Source organism: Pseudoalteromonas sp. T1lg76 (assembly GCF_002964725.1).
In the GTDB taxonomy this organism is placed as follows: Bacteria; Pseudomonadota; Gammaproteobacteria; order Enterobacterales; family Alteromonadaceae; genus Pseudoalteromonas.
This window is the reverse complement of record NZ_PQCE01000051.1, coordinates 1-14,578: the sequence shown is the minus strand read 5'-3', so window position 1 is coordinate 14,578 and position 14,578 is coordinate 1. Positions and strand designations below refer to the sequence as shown.

At 46.4% G+C, this 14,578-nt stretch carries 21 protein-coding genes; 2 read left to right on the top strand and 19 right to left on the bottom strand.

All coding sequences use genetic code 11. From position 1 onward, the window contains the following. Positions 1–321 precede the first annotated feature (321 nt). The 19 genes from rplQ to C2M35_RS14745 form a co-directional block, all read right to left on the bottom strand. Positions 322–723 (bottom strand): 50S ribosomal protein L17, encoded by a 402-nt coding sequence (gene rplQ / locus C2M35_RS14835; RefSeq protein ID WP_105200316.1) that lies wholly within the window; start codon positions 721–723, stop codon positions 322–324. 40 nt (positions 724–763) lie between these two features. After that, positions 764–1,750, bottom strand: a complete 987-nt coding sequence (locus C2M35_RS14830) for a DNA-directed RNA polymerase subunit alpha (protein WP_105189428.1) — start codon at positions 1,748–1,750, stop codon at positions 764–766. 24 nt (positions 1,751–1,774) lie between these two features. Then, on the bottom strand, positions 1,775–2,395 hold the full coding sequence (gene rpsD, locus C2M35_RS14825; RefSeq protein ID WP_105200317.1) for a 30S ribosomal protein S4: 621 nt from the start codon (positions 2,393–2,395) through the stop codon (positions 1,775–1,777). 21 nt (positions 2,396–2,416) lie between these two features. Further along, positions 2,417–2,803, bottom strand: coding sequence for a 30S ribosomal protein S11 (rpsK, locus tag C2M35_RS14820; RefSeq protein ID WP_022943956.1), 387 nt, complete (start codon positions 2,801–2,803; stop codon positions 2,417–2,419). 13 nt (positions 2,804–2,816) lie between these two features. Further along, complete coding sequence (rpsM, locus tag C2M35_RS14815) at positions 2,817–3,173, bottom strand: 30S ribosomal protein S13 (protein ID WP_105200318.1); 357 nt, start codon at positions 3,171–3,173, stop codon at positions 2,817–2,819. 128 nt (positions 3,174–3,301) lie between these two features. After that, positions 3,302–3,415 (bottom strand): 50S ribosomal protein L36, encoded by a 114-nt coding sequence (rpmJ, locus tag C2M35_RS14810; protein ID WP_002959476.1) that lies wholly within the window; start codon positions 3,413–3,415, stop codon positions 3,302–3,304. A 21-nt stretch (positions 3,416–3,436) separates the two neighbouring features. After that, on the bottom strand, positions 3,437–4,765 hold the full coding sequence (secY, locus tag C2M35_RS14805; RefSeq protein ID WP_105189431.1) for a preprotein translocase subunit SecY: 1,329 nt from the start codon (positions 4,763–4,765) through the stop codon (positions 3,437–3,439). A gap of 11 nt (positions 4,766–4,776) precedes the next feature. Beyond that, complete coding sequence (gene rplO, locus C2M35_RS14800; RefSeq protein ID WP_105200319.1) at positions 4,777–5,211, bottom strand: 50S ribosomal protein L15; 435 nt, start codon at positions 5,209–5,211, stop codon at positions 4,777–4,779. A gap of 4 nt (positions 5,212–5,215) precedes the next feature. Next, positions 5,216–5,395: a 50S ribosomal protein L30 gene (gene rpmD, locus C2M35_RS14795; protein ID WP_105189433.1), complete on the bottom strand. Its 180-nt coding sequence runs from the start codon at positions 5,393–5,395 to the stop codon at positions 5,216–5,218. A gap of 6 nt (positions 5,396–5,401) precedes the next feature. Then, positions 5,402–5,908, bottom strand: coding sequence for a 30S ribosomal protein S5 (gene rpsE / locus C2M35_RS14790; protein ID WP_105200320.1), 507 nt, complete (start codon positions 5,906–5,908; stop codon positions 5,402–5,404). A gap of 9 nt (positions 5,909–5,917) precedes the next feature. Continuing rightward, positions 5,918–6,271 carry a 50S ribosomal protein L18 gene (gene rplR, locus C2M35_RS14785; RefSeq protein WP_105200321.1) on the bottom strand — a complete coding sequence of 118 codons (354 nt, stop codon included), beginning with the start codon at positions 6,269–6,271 and terminating at the stop codon, positions 5,918–5,920. Positions 6,272–6,280: 9 nt separating this feature from the next. Next, positions 6,281–6,814 carry a 50S ribosomal protein L6 gene (gene rplF / locus C2M35_RS14780; protein ID WP_105200322.1) on the bottom strand — a complete coding sequence of 178 codons (534 nt, stop codon included), beginning with the start codon at positions 6,812–6,814 and terminating at the stop codon, positions 6,281–6,283. A gap of 12 nt (positions 6,815–6,826) precedes the next feature. After that, the gene (rpsH, locus tag C2M35_RS14775) at positions 6,827–7,219 is read right to left on the bottom strand and encodes a 30S ribosomal protein S8 (protein WP_105189437.1); all 393 of its coding nucleotides are present in this window, start codon (positions 7,217–7,219) and stop codon (positions 6,827–6,829) included. Between the two features lie 21 nt (positions 7,220–7,240). Beyond that, positions 7,241–7,546 carry a 30S ribosomal protein S14 gene (rpsN, locus tag C2M35_RS14770; protein WP_105200323.1) on the bottom strand — a complete coding sequence of 102 codons (306 nt, stop codon included), beginning with the start codon at positions 7,544–7,546 and terminating at the stop codon, positions 7,241–7,243. Positions 7,547–7,556: 10 nt separating this feature from the next. Then, entirely contained in the window at positions 7,557–8,096 is a 540-nt protein-coding gene (rplE, locus tag C2M35_RS14765; RefSeq protein WP_105189439.1) for a 50S ribosomal protein L5, read from the bottom strand. Between the two features lie 15 nt (positions 8,097–8,111). Continuing rightward, complete coding sequence (gene rplX, locus C2M35_RS14760) at positions 8,112–8,426, bottom strand: 50S ribosomal protein L24 (protein WP_105189440.1); 315 nt, start codon at positions 8,424–8,426, stop codon at positions 8,112–8,114. 10 nt (positions 8,427–8,436) lie between these two features. Continuing rightward, on the bottom strand, positions 8,437–8,805 hold the full coding sequence (gene rplN / locus C2M35_RS14755; RefSeq protein WP_105189441.1) for a 50S ribosomal protein L14: 369 nt from the start codon (positions 8,803–8,805) through the stop codon (positions 8,437–8,439). 329 nt (positions 8,806–9,134) lie between these two features. Continuing rightward, positions 9,135–11,081, bottom strand: a complete 1,947-nt coding sequence (locus C2M35_RS14750) for an AsmA family protein (protein ID WP_105265673.1) — start codon at positions 11,079–11,081, stop codon at positions 9,135–9,137. Positions 11,082–11,190: 109 nt separating this feature from the next. Next, positions 11,191–11,898 (bottom strand): acyloxyacyl hydrolase, encoded by a 708-nt coding sequence (locus tag C2M35_RS14745; RefSeq protein WP_158677996.1) that lies wholly within the window; start codon positions 11,896–11,898, stop codon positions 11,191–11,193. A gap of 158 nt (positions 11,899–12,056) precedes the next feature. Between C2M35_RS14745 and C2M35_RS14740 the strand changes: the two genes are divergently transcribed. Continuing rightward, a complete protein-coding gene (locus tag C2M35_RS14740; RefSeq protein WP_105265671.1) occupies positions 12,057–13,223 on the top strand; it encodes a hypothetical protein in 1,167 nt (388 codons plus the stop codon). Between the two features lie 522 nt (positions 13,224–13,745). After that, the gene (locus C2M35_RS14735) at positions 13,746–14,411 is read left to right on the top strand and encodes a hypothetical protein (protein ID WP_158677995.1); all 666 of its coding nucleotides are present in this window, start codon (positions 13,746–13,748) and stop codon (positions 14,409–14,411) included. Positions 14,412–14,578: the final 167 nt, after the last annotated feature.

The following is a 14,578-nucleotide window of genomic DNA, read 5'->3' as shown; positions in this document are numbered from 1 at the left end:
TTGACTCCCTGAGCCGCTAGCGCCTCGCTATGCGTTGCTGCCTGCCGTCTCAGTGGGGTCGCATTATAGGGAGATTCGATTTCGACGCAACCCCTTTTTTAAAGAAAATTGCCAAAAATGGATCGTTTGCGCAAAAAAGAAACTAAAACCGATGTATTTAACAGTTAAAGATCTGTTTTAGATCTATTTGGTTACATTTAGCTTGTTTTATATAGAGAAAGGAGTAGCCAAATAGCTATATATAGAAGAGGGAAACGTTTTATTTTGGCCATATAAAGAAAAAGCCGAGCATAAGCTCGGCTTTTTGTGTCTTTTTAAGACTTACTCTGCAGACTGCGCGTCTTCTTGAACTTCTTCAGTCGCAACTGGGCGATCTACTAGTTCAATGTAAGCCATTGGTGCATTGTCGCCAGCACGGAAACCACACTTCAAAATACGAGTGTAGCCACCAGGACGGCTTTCGTAGCGAGGACCAATCTCGCTGAACAACTTACCAACAACTTCTTTATCACGCGTGCGAGCAAACGCTAAACGGCGGTTTGCAACGCTATCAGTCTTAGCCAGTGTGATTAAAGGTTCAATTACACGGCGCAGCTCTTTCGCTTTAGGCAATGTTGTTTTGATGATTTCGTGCTTCACCAAAGAACCAGCCATATTGCTGAACATCGCTTTGCGATGGCTGCTGTTACGGTTTAATTGACGACCACTCTTACGATGGCGCATGACCCTATCCTTCTAACTAAACTAAATATAGTGATCTAGATTACTCAGCTAGGCTTGCTGGCGGCCAGTTTTCTAGGCGCATGCCCAGAGAAAGACCACGTGATGCAAGCACGTCTTTGATCTCAGTTAGAGACTTCTTACCTAAGTTAGGTGTCTTAAGAAGCTCAACTTCGGTACGCTGTACTAAATCACCGATATATTGAATTTGCTCGGCTTTCAAGCAGTTTGCTGAACGAACTGTTAGTTCAAGATCATCAACTGGACGAAGCAGAATAGGATCGAATTCTGGCTTCTCTTCTTTCTCTTCTGGCTCAGAAACATCACGTAAGTCTACGAATGCTTCTAATTGCTCAGCAAGAATAGTTGACGCACGGCGGATCGCTTCTTCAGGATCTAAAGTGCCGTTCGTTTCCATATCAATGATTAGCTTGTCTAAGTCAGTACGTTGTTCAACACGTGCTGATTCAACCGAGTACGCAATACGCTCAACCGGACTGAATGATGCATCAAGCAACAGACGGCCGATTGGACGCTCATCGTCTTCAGAGGATACGCGGCTAGACGCTGGTACATAACCACGACCACGCTCAACACGAATACGCATGCTGATCTCGCTGTTATTTGTCGTTAGGTGACAAATTACGTGATCAGGGTTAGCGATTGTTACGTCGCCATCGTGCTGAATATCTGCCGCAGTCACAGGGCCTACACCAGATTTAGTCAGGGTCAGAAAAACTTCATCTTTGCCTTCGATATTTACCGCCAACCCTTTCAGGTTTAGCAGGATTTCAATGATGTCTTCTTGTACGCCTTCTTTCGCGCTGTACTCATGTAAAACGCCATCAATTTCTACCTCGGTAACTGCACATCCAGGCATAGATGACAACAGAATACGACGTAGTGCGTTTCCTAGAGTGTGACCAAAACCACGCTCAAGCGGCTCAAGAACCACTTTTGAACGAGTCGGGTTGATAGCGTCGATATCGACTAACCTTGGTTTTAGGAATTCGGTTACAGAACCCTGCATTTTATCCTCTCTTAACTCTTAACTTTACTTCGAGTAAAGTTCGACGATTAGTTGTTCGTTAATGTCCGCAGACAGATCAGAACGCTCAGGTAGGCGCTTGAAAGTACCTTCCATTTTCTTACCGTCAACTTCAACCCAAGTTGGCTTTTCACGTTGCTCAGCCAATTCTAGAGCTGCTACGATACGCGCTTGTTTCTTAGACTTCTCACGGATTTCTACCTGATCTTCAGGAGAAACGTTGAAAGAAGGAATGTTAACAACACGACCATTAACCATAACCGCTTTGTGGCTTACTAGCTGACGTGCTTCAGCACGTGTGCTTGCAAAACCCATGCGATATACAACATTGTCTAGACGTTGCTCTAGAAGCTGAAGTAGGTTTTCACCTGTGTTGCCTTTAAGGCGAGCAGCTTCTTTGTAGTAGTTACGGAATTGCTTCTCAAGGATGCCGTACATACGACGAACCTTTTGCTTTTCACGTAGCTGTAGACCGTAGTCAGATAGACGACCTTTACGGGCGCCGTGCTGACCAGGTGCGTTCTCTAGCTTACACTTAGAGTCGATAGCTCGTACGCCGCTCTTAAGGAACAGGTCAGTACCTTCACGACGACTTAGCTTGAGCTTAGGGCCCAAATATCTTGCCATGTTCTTTCTCCTAACCTATTGTTATACGCGACGTTTCTTCGGTGGACGACAACCGTTATGAGGGATTGGCGTCACGTCAGTGATGTTGGTGATACGGAAACCAGCAGCGTTCAATGCACGTACAGCAGACTCACGGCCTGGACCTGGACCTTTAATGAAAACTTCTAGGTTCTTTAAACCGTATTCTTGAGCAGCAGTACCTGCACGCTCTGCAGCTACCTGAGCAGCGAATGGAGTAGATTTACGTGAACCACGGAAACCTGAACCACCGGCAGTTGCCCATGATAGTGCATTACCTTGACGGTCTGTAATAGTAACAATAGTGTTGTTGAAAGAAGCATGAACGTGAGCCATACCATCAGCAACTTGCTTTTTTACCTTCTTACGACGAATTGGTGCTTTAGCCATAACTTACCCCACCTTATTTCTTGATAGGCTTGCGAGGACCCTTACGAGTACGCGCGTTAGTCTTAGTACGCTGACCACGAAGTGGAAGCGAACGACGGTGACGTAAGCCACGGAAGCAACCAAGGTCCATAAGACGCTTGATGTTCAAAGTAACTTCACGACGAAGATCACCTTCAACAGTGTACTTGCCAACTTCTTCACGAAGTACGTCAAGTGTTTCGTCTGAAAGTTCACCGATTTTTGTGGTTTCGGCGATACCAGTCGCAGCTAAGATCGCCTTAGCGCGAGTTTTACCTACACCATAAATTGCTGTTAAACCAATAACTGCATGCTTATGGTCAGGAACGTTAATGCCAGCTATACGGGCCACTAACACATCTCCTATTTTAAAGTTTGGTAATCATCTTCTTGAAAAGCCCGTAAGGATACTCAAGCGATAACCAAACCAATATTAAAAACACAGGCCGAGTAGGATACTCAGCCTGCATGACTGTTTAATTAGCCTTGCCTTTGCTTGTGCTTAGGCTCACTGCAGATCACGCGTACTACACCAGCACGTTTGATTACTTTGCAGTTACGGCAGATTTTCTTAACGGAAGCACGTACTTTCATTACTCAACTCCGTAACAGACCTTAGCGGCCGTAGCCTTTAAGGTTCGCTTTTTTCAGCACAGAATCATACTGATGTGACATCAGATGGGTCTGTACTTGTGCCATAAAGTCCATGATCACAACAACGATAATCAAAATTGATGTACCGCCGAAGTAGAATGGCGTTTGCCATGCCATGGTCATAAACTCGGGCACCAGACAGATAAAGGTAATATACAAGGCACCTGCCAATGTCAGGCGTGTCATTACTTTATCAATGTATTTCGATGTCTGCTCACCTGGACGAATACCTGGAATAAATGCACCAGATTTTTTCAGGTTATCTGCAGTTTCACGCGGGTTGAACACCAACGCAGTATAGAAAAAGCAGAAAAAGATAATAGCCGCTGCCAAGACCATCGCATACAGAGGCTGACCTGGGGTCAACGCTGTTGAGATAGCTTGTAACACGTCAGCTACAGGACCTTCACCCTGGCCGAACCAGCTTGCAATTGTACCAGGGAACAGAATGATACTACTAGCAAAGATTGGTGGAATAACCCCAGCCATATTCACTTTTAACGGCAAGTGTGTGCTTTGAGCAGCGTACACCTGACGACCTTGTTGGCGCTTCGCGTAGTTAACAACGATACGACGTTGACCACGTTCAAAGAAAACCACCAAGTAAGTAACGGCAAATACGATTACCGCAATCAATACCAGTACCAAAATGTTCAATTCACCTTGGCGCGCCATTTCGGCTGTCGAACCAATAGCAGACGGCAGGTTAGCTACGATACCAACAAAAATCAGCACTGAGATACCGTTACCGATACCACGTTCTGTAATTTGTTCGCCCAACCACATGAGGAACATACAGCCGGTTACTAAGCTCACCACAGCGGTGAAATAGAAACCAAAGCCAGGGTTAACAACTAACCCTTCCATCATGTTCGGTAAGCCAGTAGCAATACCGATTGATTGGAATGTAGCAAGCACGAGCGTACCATAACGCGTGTACTGGCTAATTTTCTTACGCCCAGCCTCACCCTCTTTTTTCAGCTCTATCATCGCAGGATGTATATGCGTTAATAGTTGCATGATAATCGAGGCCGAGATGTACGGCATAATACCCAGTGCAAGCACTGAAGCACGCTCAAGCGCACCACCACTGAACATGTTGAACATCTCAACAATGGTGCCCTTTTGTTGCTCGAAGAATTCGGCAAGTACAGCGGCGTCAATCCCAGGGATCGGCACGAATGAACCTAGACGGTAAATGATGATAGCTCCGAGAACAAATAGTAAACGACGCTTCAACTCCGCAAGCCCACTTTGTGCACTTTGCATATTTTGACCTGGTTTAGCCATAAAGTACTTCCTTACTCTTCTACCTTGCCTCCGGCAGCTTCAATCGCCGCACGAGCACCTTGAGTCACTTTAAGACCTTTAACGGTAACCGCGCGAGAAACTTCGCCAGATTTAACTACTTTAACGAACTGGATGTTCTTCTTAACCAGACCAGCTGCTTGTAACGCGTTTAGATCTACCACATCGCCTTCAACTTTAGCGATTTCGAATAGATTTACTTCAGTAGACGCAAGCGACTTACGTGAAGTGAAACCAAACTTAGGTAGACGACGTTGCATAGGCATTTGACCGCCTTCAAAACCAACGCGTACTTTACCGCCTGAACGTGATTTCTGACCTTTGTGACCACGGCCACCAGTTTTACCTAGACCAGAACCAATACCACGACCAAGACGTTTCTTAGGTGTTTTAGAACCCGCAGCAGGAGAAAGTGTATTCAAGTTCATCGAATTACCCCTCAACCTTAACCATGTAAGAAACTTGGTTGATCATACCACGTACTGAAGGCGTATCTTCTAGCTCTACAGTGTGGTTGATACGACGTAAACCAAGGCCACGTAATGTAGCTTTATGCTTCGGTAAACGACCGATAGAGCTACGTACTTGAGTTACTTTTACTGTGTTTGCCATGGTGTCTTACCCCAAAATCTCTTCAACGTTAAGACCACGTTTCGCAGCAATTGCTTCTGGAGATTTCATGTTCTCAAGAGCAGAAATTGTTGCGCGAACAACGTTGATCGGGTTAGTCGAACCGTAAGCCTTTGATAATACGTTCTGTACACCAGCTACTTCTAGTACTGCACGCATCGCACCACCGGCGATGATACCTGTACCTTCAGATGCAGGCTGCATGTACACTTTAGAACCAGCGTGACGACCCTTGATAGGGTGCTGAAGTGTATTACCTTTAAGGTCTACGTTGATCATGTTGCGACGTGCTTTTTCCATTGCTTTTTGAATAGCAGCAGGAACTTCACGTGCTTTACCATAACCAAAACCTACTTTACCTGCGCCGTCACCAACTACTGTTAGTGCAGTGAAGCTAAAGATACGACCACCTTTAACCACTTTAGACACACGGTTTACCGCGATTAGCTTTTCAGCCAAATCAGGCTGTTGTTGCTTTGCTTCTACGTTAGCCATTGTCTACTCCTAGAATTGCAAACCGGCTTCACGCGCTGCATCAGCAAGCGCCTTCACACGGCCGTGATATTTAAAGCCACTGCGGTCAAAAGCGATGCTTGCGCTAACGCCTTTTTCAGCCGCACGTTCAGCAACTGCTTTACCCACTGCTTGCGCAGCTTCGATGTTGCCTGTGCCTTTAACTGTTTCAGCAATTGCTTTTTCAACAGTAGAAGCAGCAGCCAGTACAGTACCCTCAGGGCTAATTACCTGAGCGTAAATGTGACGTGGCGTGCGGTGGATAACAAGACGAGTTTTGCCTTGTTCAATAAAATTTCTACGGGTGCGCTTAGCACGACGTAGACGAGCTGTTTTCTTATCCATCGTCTTACCTTACTTCTTCTTAGCCTCTTTACGACGCACGTGTTCGTCAGCATAACGTACACCTTTACCTTTATAAGGCTCTGGCTCACGGTATGAACGAATGTTCGCAGCAGTTTGACCAACTAGCTGCTTGTCTGCGCCCTTAACAACGATCTCAGTTTGACTTGGAGCTTCAATAGTGACGCCCGCTGGGATCTCGAAGTTTACTGGGTGTGAGAAACCTAGAGTTAGATCTAGTACGTTACCCTTTACCGCAGCACGGTAACCAACACCAACAAGTTGTAGCTTCTTCTCGTAACCGTCGTTTACACCAACAATCATGTTGTTGATAAGTGCACGAGCAGTACCAGCTTGAGCCCAAGCGTTAGCAACGCCTTCAACTGGGTTCGTTTTGATTACGTTCTCTTCGAATGAAACTTCAACAGCCTCGTGGATCGTACGGCTAAGTTCGCCGTTCTTACCTTTAACTGTGATATCCTGGCCTTTTAGCGTGATTTCTACACCGGCAGGAACATTAATAGGTGCCTTTGCTATACGCGACATAGTCCCCTCCGATTACGCTACAAAGCCAATGATTTCACCGCCAACGCCAGCACTACGTGCAGCACGGTCAGTCATTAGGCCTTTAGAAGTTGATACGATAGCGATACCTAGACCACCCATTACCTTAGGTAATTCGTCACGCTTCTTATAGATGCGTAGACCAGGGCGACTAACACGCTGGATATTTTCGATTACAGCTTTGCCTTCGAAGTACTTAAGTTCGATAGCAAGCTCAGGCTTAGCACCTTCAGTTACAGAGTAACCAGATACATAACCTTCATCAGTTAGCACTTTAGCAACTGCTACTTTCAGCTTTGAAGATGGCATTGAAACAGAAACCTTCTTCGCAGTCTGGCCGTTACGGATACGTGTGAACAAATCCGCAATAGGATCTTGCAAGCTCATAGTCTTACTCCCGTGATTCTATTACCAACTAGCCTTTTTAAGGCCAGGAACTTCACCGCGCATAGCAGCTTCGCGTAATTTGATACGGCTTAGGCCGAACTTGCGAAGGTAACCATGTGGGCGGCCCGTGATGTTACAACGATTACGTTGACGTGCAGGGCTAGAATCACGCGGTAGACTCTGAAGTTTCAGAACCGCGTCCCAACGCTCTTCATCTGATGTGTTAACATCGCTGATGATAGCTTTAAGTGCCGCACGCTTTTCAGCGTACTGTGCTACTAATTTAGTGCGCTTTGCTTCGCGCGCTTTCATTGAATTCTTTGCCATAACCCTACCCTTATTTCTTGAATGGGAAGTTAAACGCTTCTAACAACGCACGGCCTTCATCATTCGTTTTCGCAGAAGTAGTGATAGTGATATCAAGACCACGAACGCGATCTACTTTATCATAATCAATTTCTGGGAAGATGATTTGCTCACGTACGCCCATGCTGTAGTTACCGCGACCGTCAAAAGACTTAGCGCTTACACCACGGAAATCGCGAATACGCGGGATAGCGATTGAAACCAAACGCTCAAAGAAGTCCCACATACGCTCGCCACGTAGGGTTACTTTACAACCAATTGGGTAGCCTTCACGGATCTTAAAGCCTGCAACTGACTTGCGAGCTTTAGTGATTAGAGGCTTCTGACCAGAGATTGCTTCTAGGTCCGCAACAGCGTTTTCTAGAATTTTCTTATCAGCTAGGGCTTCGCCCACACCCATGTTTAATGTGATCTTTTCGATCTGAGGGACTTGCATGACAGAGCTGTAACCAAACTTCTGTTGAAGTTCTGCTACTACTTTGTCTTTGTATACTTCATGCAGTTTCGCCATCTTCTACTCCAACTATTAGATAGTTTTACCAGTAGATTTGAAGATACGCACTTTCTTGCCATCTTCAAACTTGAAACCCACACGATCTGCTTTACCCGTTTCCGAGTTGTAGATCGCAACGTTTGATACGTCGATAGACGCTTCTTTCTCAACAATACCGCCAGCTTGGTTCAACTGAGGAACAGGCTTTTGGTGCTTCTTGATAAGGTTTACGCCTTCAACAAATACTCGACCAGTTTCAGTTACAACTGAAAGCACTTTACCGCGCTTACCTTTGTCTTTACCGGCTAGTACGATTACTTCGTCATCACGACGGATTTTTGCTGCCATGATCGACTCCTTATAGTACTTCTGGTGCTAGTGAAACGATCTTCATGAACTTTTCAGTACGAAGTTCACGAGTCACAGGGCCGAAGATACGAGTTCCGATTGGCTGAAGGTTATCGTTAAGGATAACTGCAGCATTGCTATCGAAACGGATCAAAGAACCGTCTGGACGACGAACGCCTTTTTTGGTACGCACAACTACTGCGTTTTTAACATCACCTTTCTTCACTTTACCGCGAGGAATAGCTTCTTTAACAGAAACCTTAATGATGTCACCAACCGATGCGTAACGACGGTGTGAACCGCCAAGGACTTTAATACACTGCACTTTGCGAGCGCCGCTGTTATCAGCAACGTCCAGCTGAGTTTGCATTTGGATCATTTTAGATGCTCCGGTGTAGTTACAAACAGCCTAAATCTCTTTAAAAATTAAGGCATTAAATATTTTATCCGCTCAATAATCAGGCAACTTTTATGCTGTATGACTGCTGAGGGCGGGCAATTGTATCAGTAATGGCGCGCAAAAGGTAGGCTAATTTTTAATTAATTTCCCGACCAAGGGGCTGTATCTACACGCATATTCGCCTGCGATAAATGCCCTTCAGCGGGCCTTTTCCCCTACTAGTCATTCAATTGCCCCAAGGTTCAATTGCTTACAAAACAAACAGGGCGCATAAAGCGCCCTGTTGCTAAATTTCTATATGGGGTCAATTAACCACCAAACAAGCCCTTGAGCTTATCTTTTACCTTGTCTTTAACTTTTTCTTTGGCTTCTTCCTTGGCCGCATCGGCCACATCTAGCTTAATGCCCACATCGTGGAATGGGCCCTTAATGCGCATCGGAATTTTAAAGCCTGTGCTGTCATCCGTGGTGCCCTGACCTTCGATGGAATCGACGATACCGGTAACTAAACGATAGTTCACTTCGGTCGCCGGTAAATCCACCTCACCCTCACCCGAGATACGAACAAGCGGGCTCTGCAAAGACAGATCTGAGTTAGTGCCCACGCCATTGGTAAACGTCATGCTGCCCGTTAGCGCGGTAAAGTCTGTTTTTTGCGACTCGTCATAGCCGGTATTTAAACCATCGGCCAGCGCTGCGGTGTTACCCTTGATCAGCTCCTTGGCCTTACGCACCAGCTCAGCCACGTTGGCCCCTTTCACTGCACCGTCGGCAAAGTTAAAGCTCAGTTTACCCGCTAAGGCATTCACAAAATCTTTTTGGCTTTGGCCCCGTGTACTCAACTGCCAATCAATAGAGCCCTTGCCCATCAGCTTATCGAACTTGGCGGCATCGGTTAGCAGCGGCTCAGCATTGATGCCTGCCAGACTGAAATTAGTATTGATTTGATACGGCGCCTGTTTGGCATTAAGCATCACAGTTCCTTTACCCTGACCTTCATAGGCCACAAACTTATCCATGCTTAAATTCGCCACGGCATTTTGTAGTTTCAAGGTGAACTGGTTTTCCCCTAGGGTAATGTCGCGTGCCTTTAAGCCGCTTGAACGCACCACCACGTTGGCATCCAGGCTATTAAGAGCTGACAGGTCCATCTTGGTGTCATCCCAGACGATTGGCTCGGCCTTGGCATCGCCCTTGGCATCATCGGCCGGCTTTTCGGCAGGAGTCTCTGTCGGCTCGGGTAGATACGGGTTTAGGTCCAACATGCCGAGGTCAACATTGGCATTAATCGCCAAACGCTCACCCAGGTTGATGGTACTCATACCCTCGATGGCAAGCTCATCAAGCTTGGCCACTAGCTTATTAATGGTGAAGGACTGACCTTGCATCTGCATGCTGCCATCAACACTGAAGGCATTAAAGGCGTTATCCTTGGCATCAAGTTCAACACCCTGCCACTTGGCGATATCTTTTACCGAGTCGCCATCAAGATGCAAAGTACCGCTAATATTTTGGCCCTGATCGGCGATTTGCCCCTTAAATTCAACATTAACCAAATCCGAGTCGACGGTTTTAGTTACCGCAAACGGGCGTCCTTCAATGGCTTTAAGAGGGTTATCGACCACCACATCCAGGTTAAAGCGCTGCGCCATATAGGTAATGCCACCTTTCAGCTCCAGCGGTTTACGCAGTGATTGCAATAACACCGCCAGTTCCAGGTCGGAAATTTGCTGCTTGGCACCGGTTTGGCCATCGAGGTAGGTAAATTGACCGCCATAGATGGCGACTTCACCGAGTTCGATATCGAAGTTTTCAGGAAGACTAACCTGTCCAGACTTGGTTTGCTCAGGTTGCTGCTCGGCCACCTTGTCAAACAACTGCCAGTTGCCCTTGCCCTGAGCATTGGTCTCCAGCAAGACATCCGGTTCGCGAATAACGAACTTATCCAGCTTCACTTCACCGGAGAACAGCGACGTCCAGGGAATATGAATATCCAGCTGCTTCATGGTCGCCATGTTGACGCGTGAGCCGTCGGCCATGTTGCTAAAGCTGACATCATTGAGCTCCAGGCGTAGCGACGGGAAAATTGCTAAGTTTTTATCACCGGCAATGGTCAAAGTACGGCCGGTGGTTTTCTCCACCTGCTCGGACACCTTAGTAAAAATGGCGTCGACCGGAATAAAAAATGGAATCGCGATCAACAAGCCGATGATCACGACAATAATAATACCTAATACCTTGGCAAGGGTTTTCATGCTTAACCTCGTTCCTTTTGAGACAACACTAGTAGCATAACCTATTGGCTATAAAAGTGTAATTGTAGTCGAGATGGATGAATATATGATGATAGCTGCCTGCTCCCGCTTACCAACGATAGCCAAGTTGCAAACCCAGGCCATCCACCCCGGGGTTCGGCGGTTCAATCCCCCCGTTAGAGGTATGCTGATAGCGCAGTGATGTAAACACGTCGCTCTGAGCAATAAAGTAGGTGTAACTAAGACTGGATGTAAAATGCCAGCGGCTTCCTACGTAGTGAGCATAATAGTAATTACCGTCTACATAGGTGGGGGCGAACTCAAAAGTAAGCCTGGTTTGCTGCCCTTGCAATAGATGCCAATATAAGCCCGCTGAAAAATAGGGCACATCATCGAACTCATTCCAGCCATAATGCTTGTCTAAGCCATTAAACTCGCCATAAGTGAATGCAACACCATCAAACCAGGTAAAAGATGGCTCGGTCTCTAAGCTGTATGAAATGGCCGTTATGCGATCATCATCATTCGCACCCAATGTATAACCAAGGTAAATTGCCACCTCATCTGCAGCGACTTGCGGACTATAAAATTGGGCCAATAAAGCAAACGTGGATATGAAAAGAGTCGAGGCTGGTTTTGCCCAAGAGTTGTTAACCGCGGCTATGAGCATGAGACTTCTGCACACCTTTGAATCGAAGTAGTTGTTTCGTGGCAAGAATAACGCAGTTGCTATCCACAAGAAACCTAAAGGAAAAATATTAACCGGCAACCTAGAGGCTCGCAGGTGTGATTGCTTTGTAAAAATGGCGTTGGCCACTCCTTAGCTACGAATGCGAAGTCGCGGCTAAGAGCATCGAAATAAATAGGCGAATGTCAATATTGCAACAAAACTCAATCTCAGTATGATGCACAGCCCCGCTGGCTCAACAGACTCGGTCGGGGCTGTAATGTATCAAGCGGAGCGTAGTACCTAGCATGAAGAAGTTGCTTATCTCGCCATCTAAAATGGCGCTGGCAGAACAAGAAAGTCAGATTTATCAGAATATCCTCAAACAGGCGGCGGACATCAGCCTTAACCTGATGGCGGTCAAAGTAGAGCACCACCCTGAAGACTTTCTCGGCTGGGCCTATGAGCTGCTTGATGTGACCACCGAGCGCCTGAACTTTGATTTGCTTGAGCCAACGCAGCTGCCCACGGTGAAAAAACTACAAGCCCAGCTTAAGGACGCGATTAGCTTTTTACAGCTAAAAACCCTGCGTATTGCCCCTTGGCCGGTGATCTGCGCCTACCTTGAACAAAATAAAGAAGGTGTATTGCTGGCTGAGCACCTGAGCTTGGCCGAGCATATTGCCAGCATTAAAAGCACGCCATTACAGGAAATGAGCAAGGAAGACCGCCTCGCCTTTATCGGCAAGCACACCACCGCTCACGACCCGGCTGTGTATCGCTTTGATGTGGAGTTCTTTGCCGGCATCAAAAACAACAAGGCCTTTGCGCAAATTCTTGACGACCAACCGCAGGCGGTCGAGGCGGCACTGGCACATATCCCCCTCACCGACGAGGTGAACCTAGAGCACTACCAGGCCTTTGTGCTTGCGTACCTGCAACTATTTACCAGCAGTGATGACAAGCCAACCCTAGCCCCGGCCACCCGCCTATTGGCGATGCGCCGTCCCGATGTGTTCACGCCCATTACCAATGCCAAAAGCGATACCCTATGCGCGGCATTGAATATTGCCAGACTGAACAACCGCGACTTTGAGCGCTACTGGCAAGATATCGTTTGCACCCTGGCCCGCCAGCCATGGTTCGCCATGGCGCAAGGGGAGAATGAGCAGGAACAGCGCTTGGTCGATATAAAGGCCCTGCTTCCGTGTCTGTTCTACTACTTTGATAAAAACGCCATGGAGCAATCCAACTACTTTAAGCTGTTACACAAGCCTAAGGCGAGCCCGGCCAGCGCCAACAGCACGGCGAGAAAGCGCTCCAAGGAATCGGCAGCCCTGCTGGTTGACCGCGCCCTGGCCGAAGAAGGCATTCCCGAGCATATTCGCGCAAAACGTGATTCGATTATCAGTGAAGTGGAAAAAGGCCGCAGTGTGGCGGATACCATTAGCTTGATGCGGGCTATTTTTGGGTAATCGGTAACTTTTTGTCGGGGCGCCGACGGGCGCTTTTCTAGTCTACTCGCTGATAGTTCAACGTTCAGCCGCCAGCTGTGGGTTTAGCTGTTACATCTTGTCGGACCGCCGACACCGGCTTAGAGGAAATGCTTGTCCATTTCCTCTAAGAACTCCTAGGACACCCGTGATTCGCTAATGCTTACGAACTCAGCGTTTTGTTAAACGTTCCGCTTAGTCATTGATGCGATTTAACAGCACCTCCCTGTACTGATAAATCTAGCTCGGCATCGTGCCTCGCTATCAATGACAGACTCCACAACAAAAGCCGATTTCTCCAGCGCGAATCAAAACGGGAGATCGATACCTGTTAGTTTTGAGATGCCTTATAGGCCGCTAAGTGCCATTAGCTGACGCTCGAAAGTAGTTTTAAGAAATATGTATCTACACAGCGTTAGCAAGGGCGCCTATAATACAGAACCCCAAAGCCATATCGGCATCTGCTTGAATATAGGCTCAATAATTGGAGGTACGGTTGTACTAATGATATCAAAATTATTAAAAGTGCTACTTGTGTTGCCCATTATATTTTCACAAGTACACGCTGATGATTCATATCAGGAGTTTTGCGCAAGCAGTTGGTATGATGAAATAAAGTATTCGCAAGTTGGTACAACGCAACTGCTAGATTGCTTTTTTTCAAACGTAAGATTTGAATCAGTCGGTCTCAACGCAGGCTATAGTCGAGTTAAACTAACGGAAGTTGAAAGCTTATTAAGGAGCGATGACACAGTTTCCAATAACTCTGTAAAACTGGAAAGTTATTTTGGCGAAGTAAGAGATAAATCTGGTACTTTTGATATTTTATCATTTTTTGATTTTGACCGAGATGAATTGTTCTCTAAAAATACCTACGTAGAGCCTCTTGATATTAATGACAGTTGTAAAATTATCTATGTGTATGGAGTAAGCATAGAACCTTTTATTTTTGGTTTGAGATTAGACAATGATTTACCTGTAAATGTTGATGGCCTCAAGCTATATGAATACTACTCATTTTATGCTGATCTTTACCCTAGTGATGTGCTATTGCTGGATGAATTCGATGGCTTTTTGAATCACTTTTGCTCGAAAGACAATTCTAACTCAAAGTTGAAGCGGAATTTTAACGAAAAGTGGAAAAAGGGGGTGGAGTCAATTCATTCCTAAATGCCCTCCCTTACCGACCAAGCTCAAAAAGTGTAGGACTTTTCTTTTGTCCACTTGTCGCTCTAATCGGACTTACAGTTTGCGTTAACCTAAATTGAAACGCAGATGTATCAGCCTAATCCCGTTAAAATTCGCGCTGAAGAAATCGGCTTTTGCTGCGAAGCGTG

What these genes read in the sequence shown, in the direction of transcription:
- rplX (WP_105189440.1), bottom strand. Translation starts at nt 8,426, where the DNA reads ATGGCAGCAAAAATCCGTCGTGATGACGAAGTAATCGTACTAGCCGGT.
- rpsK (WP_022943956.1), bottom strand. Translation starts at nt 2,803, where the DNA reads ATGGCTAAAGCACCAATTCGTCGTAAGAAGGTAAAAAAGCAAGTTGCT.
- rpmJ (WP_002959476.1), bottom strand. Translation starts at nt 3,415, where the DNA reads ATGAAAGTACGTGCTTCCGTTAAGAAAATCTGCCGTAACTGCAAAGTA.
- rplE (WP_105189439.1), bottom strand. Translation starts at nt 8,096, where the DNA reads ATGGCGAAACTGCATGAAGTATACAAAGACAAAGTAGTAGCAGAACTT.
- secY (WP_105189431.1), bottom strand. Translation starts at nt 4,765, where the DNA reads ATGGCTAAACCAGGTCAAAATATGCAAAGTGCACAAAGTGGGCTTGCG.
- C2M35_RS14750 (WP_105265673.1), bottom strand. Translation starts at nt 11,081, where the DNA reads ATGAAAACCCTTGCCAAGGTATTAGGTATTATTATTGTCGTGATCATC.
- rplF (WP_105200322.1), bottom strand. Translation starts at nt 6,814, where the DNA reads ATGTCGCGTATAGCAAAGGCACCTATTAATGTTCCTGCCGGTGTAGAA.
- C2M35_RS14830 (WP_105189428.1), bottom strand. Translation starts at nt 1,750, where the DNA reads ATGCAGGGTTCTGTAACCGAATTCCTAAAACCAAGGTTAGTCGATATC.
- rplQ (WP_105200316.1), bottom strand. Translation starts at nt 723, where the DNA reads ATGCGCCATCGTAAGAGTGGTCGTCAATTAAACCGTAACAGCAGCCAT.
- rpsH (WP_105189437.1), bottom strand. Translation starts at nt 7,219, where the DNA reads ATGAGCTTGCAAGATCCTATTGCGGATTTGTTCACACGTATCCGTAAC.
- rpsN (WP_105200323.1), bottom strand. Translation starts at nt 7,546, where the DNA reads ATGGCAAAGAATTCAATGAAAGCGCGCGAAGCAAAGCGCACTAAATTA.
- rpmD (WP_105189433.1), bottom strand. Translation starts at nt 5,395, where the DNA reads ATGGCAAACACAGTAAAAGTAACTCAAGTACGTAGCTCTATCGGTCGT.
- C2M35_RS14740 (WP_105265671.1), top strand. Translation starts at nt 12,057, where the DNA reads ATGAAGAAGTTGCTTATCTCGCCATCTAAAATGGCGCTGGCAGAACAA.
- rplO (WP_105200319.1), bottom strand. Translation starts at nt 5,211, where the DNA reads ATGAACTTGAATACACTTTCTCCTGCTGCGGGTTCTAAAACACCTAAG.
- rpsD (WP_105200317.1), bottom strand. Translation starts at nt 2,395, where the DNA reads ATGGCAAGATATTTGGGCCCTAAGCTCAAGCTAAGTCGTCGTGAAGGT.
- rpsE (WP_105200320.1), bottom strand. Translation starts at nt 5,908, where the DNA reads ATGGCTAACGTAGAAGCAAAGCAACAACAGCCTGATTTGGCTGAAAAG.
- rplN (WP_105189441.1), bottom strand. Translation starts at nt 8,805, where the DNA reads ATGATCCAAATGCAAACTCAGCTGGACGTTGCTGATAACAGCGGCGCT.
- C2M35_RS14735 (WP_158677995.1), top strand. Translation starts at nt 13,746, where the DNA reads ATGATATCAAAATTATTAAAAGTGCTACTTGTGTTGCCCATTATATTT.
- rplR (WP_105200321.1), bottom strand. Translation starts at nt 6,271, where the DNA reads ATGGATAAGAAAACAGCTCGTCTACGTCGTGCTAAGCGCACCCGTAGA.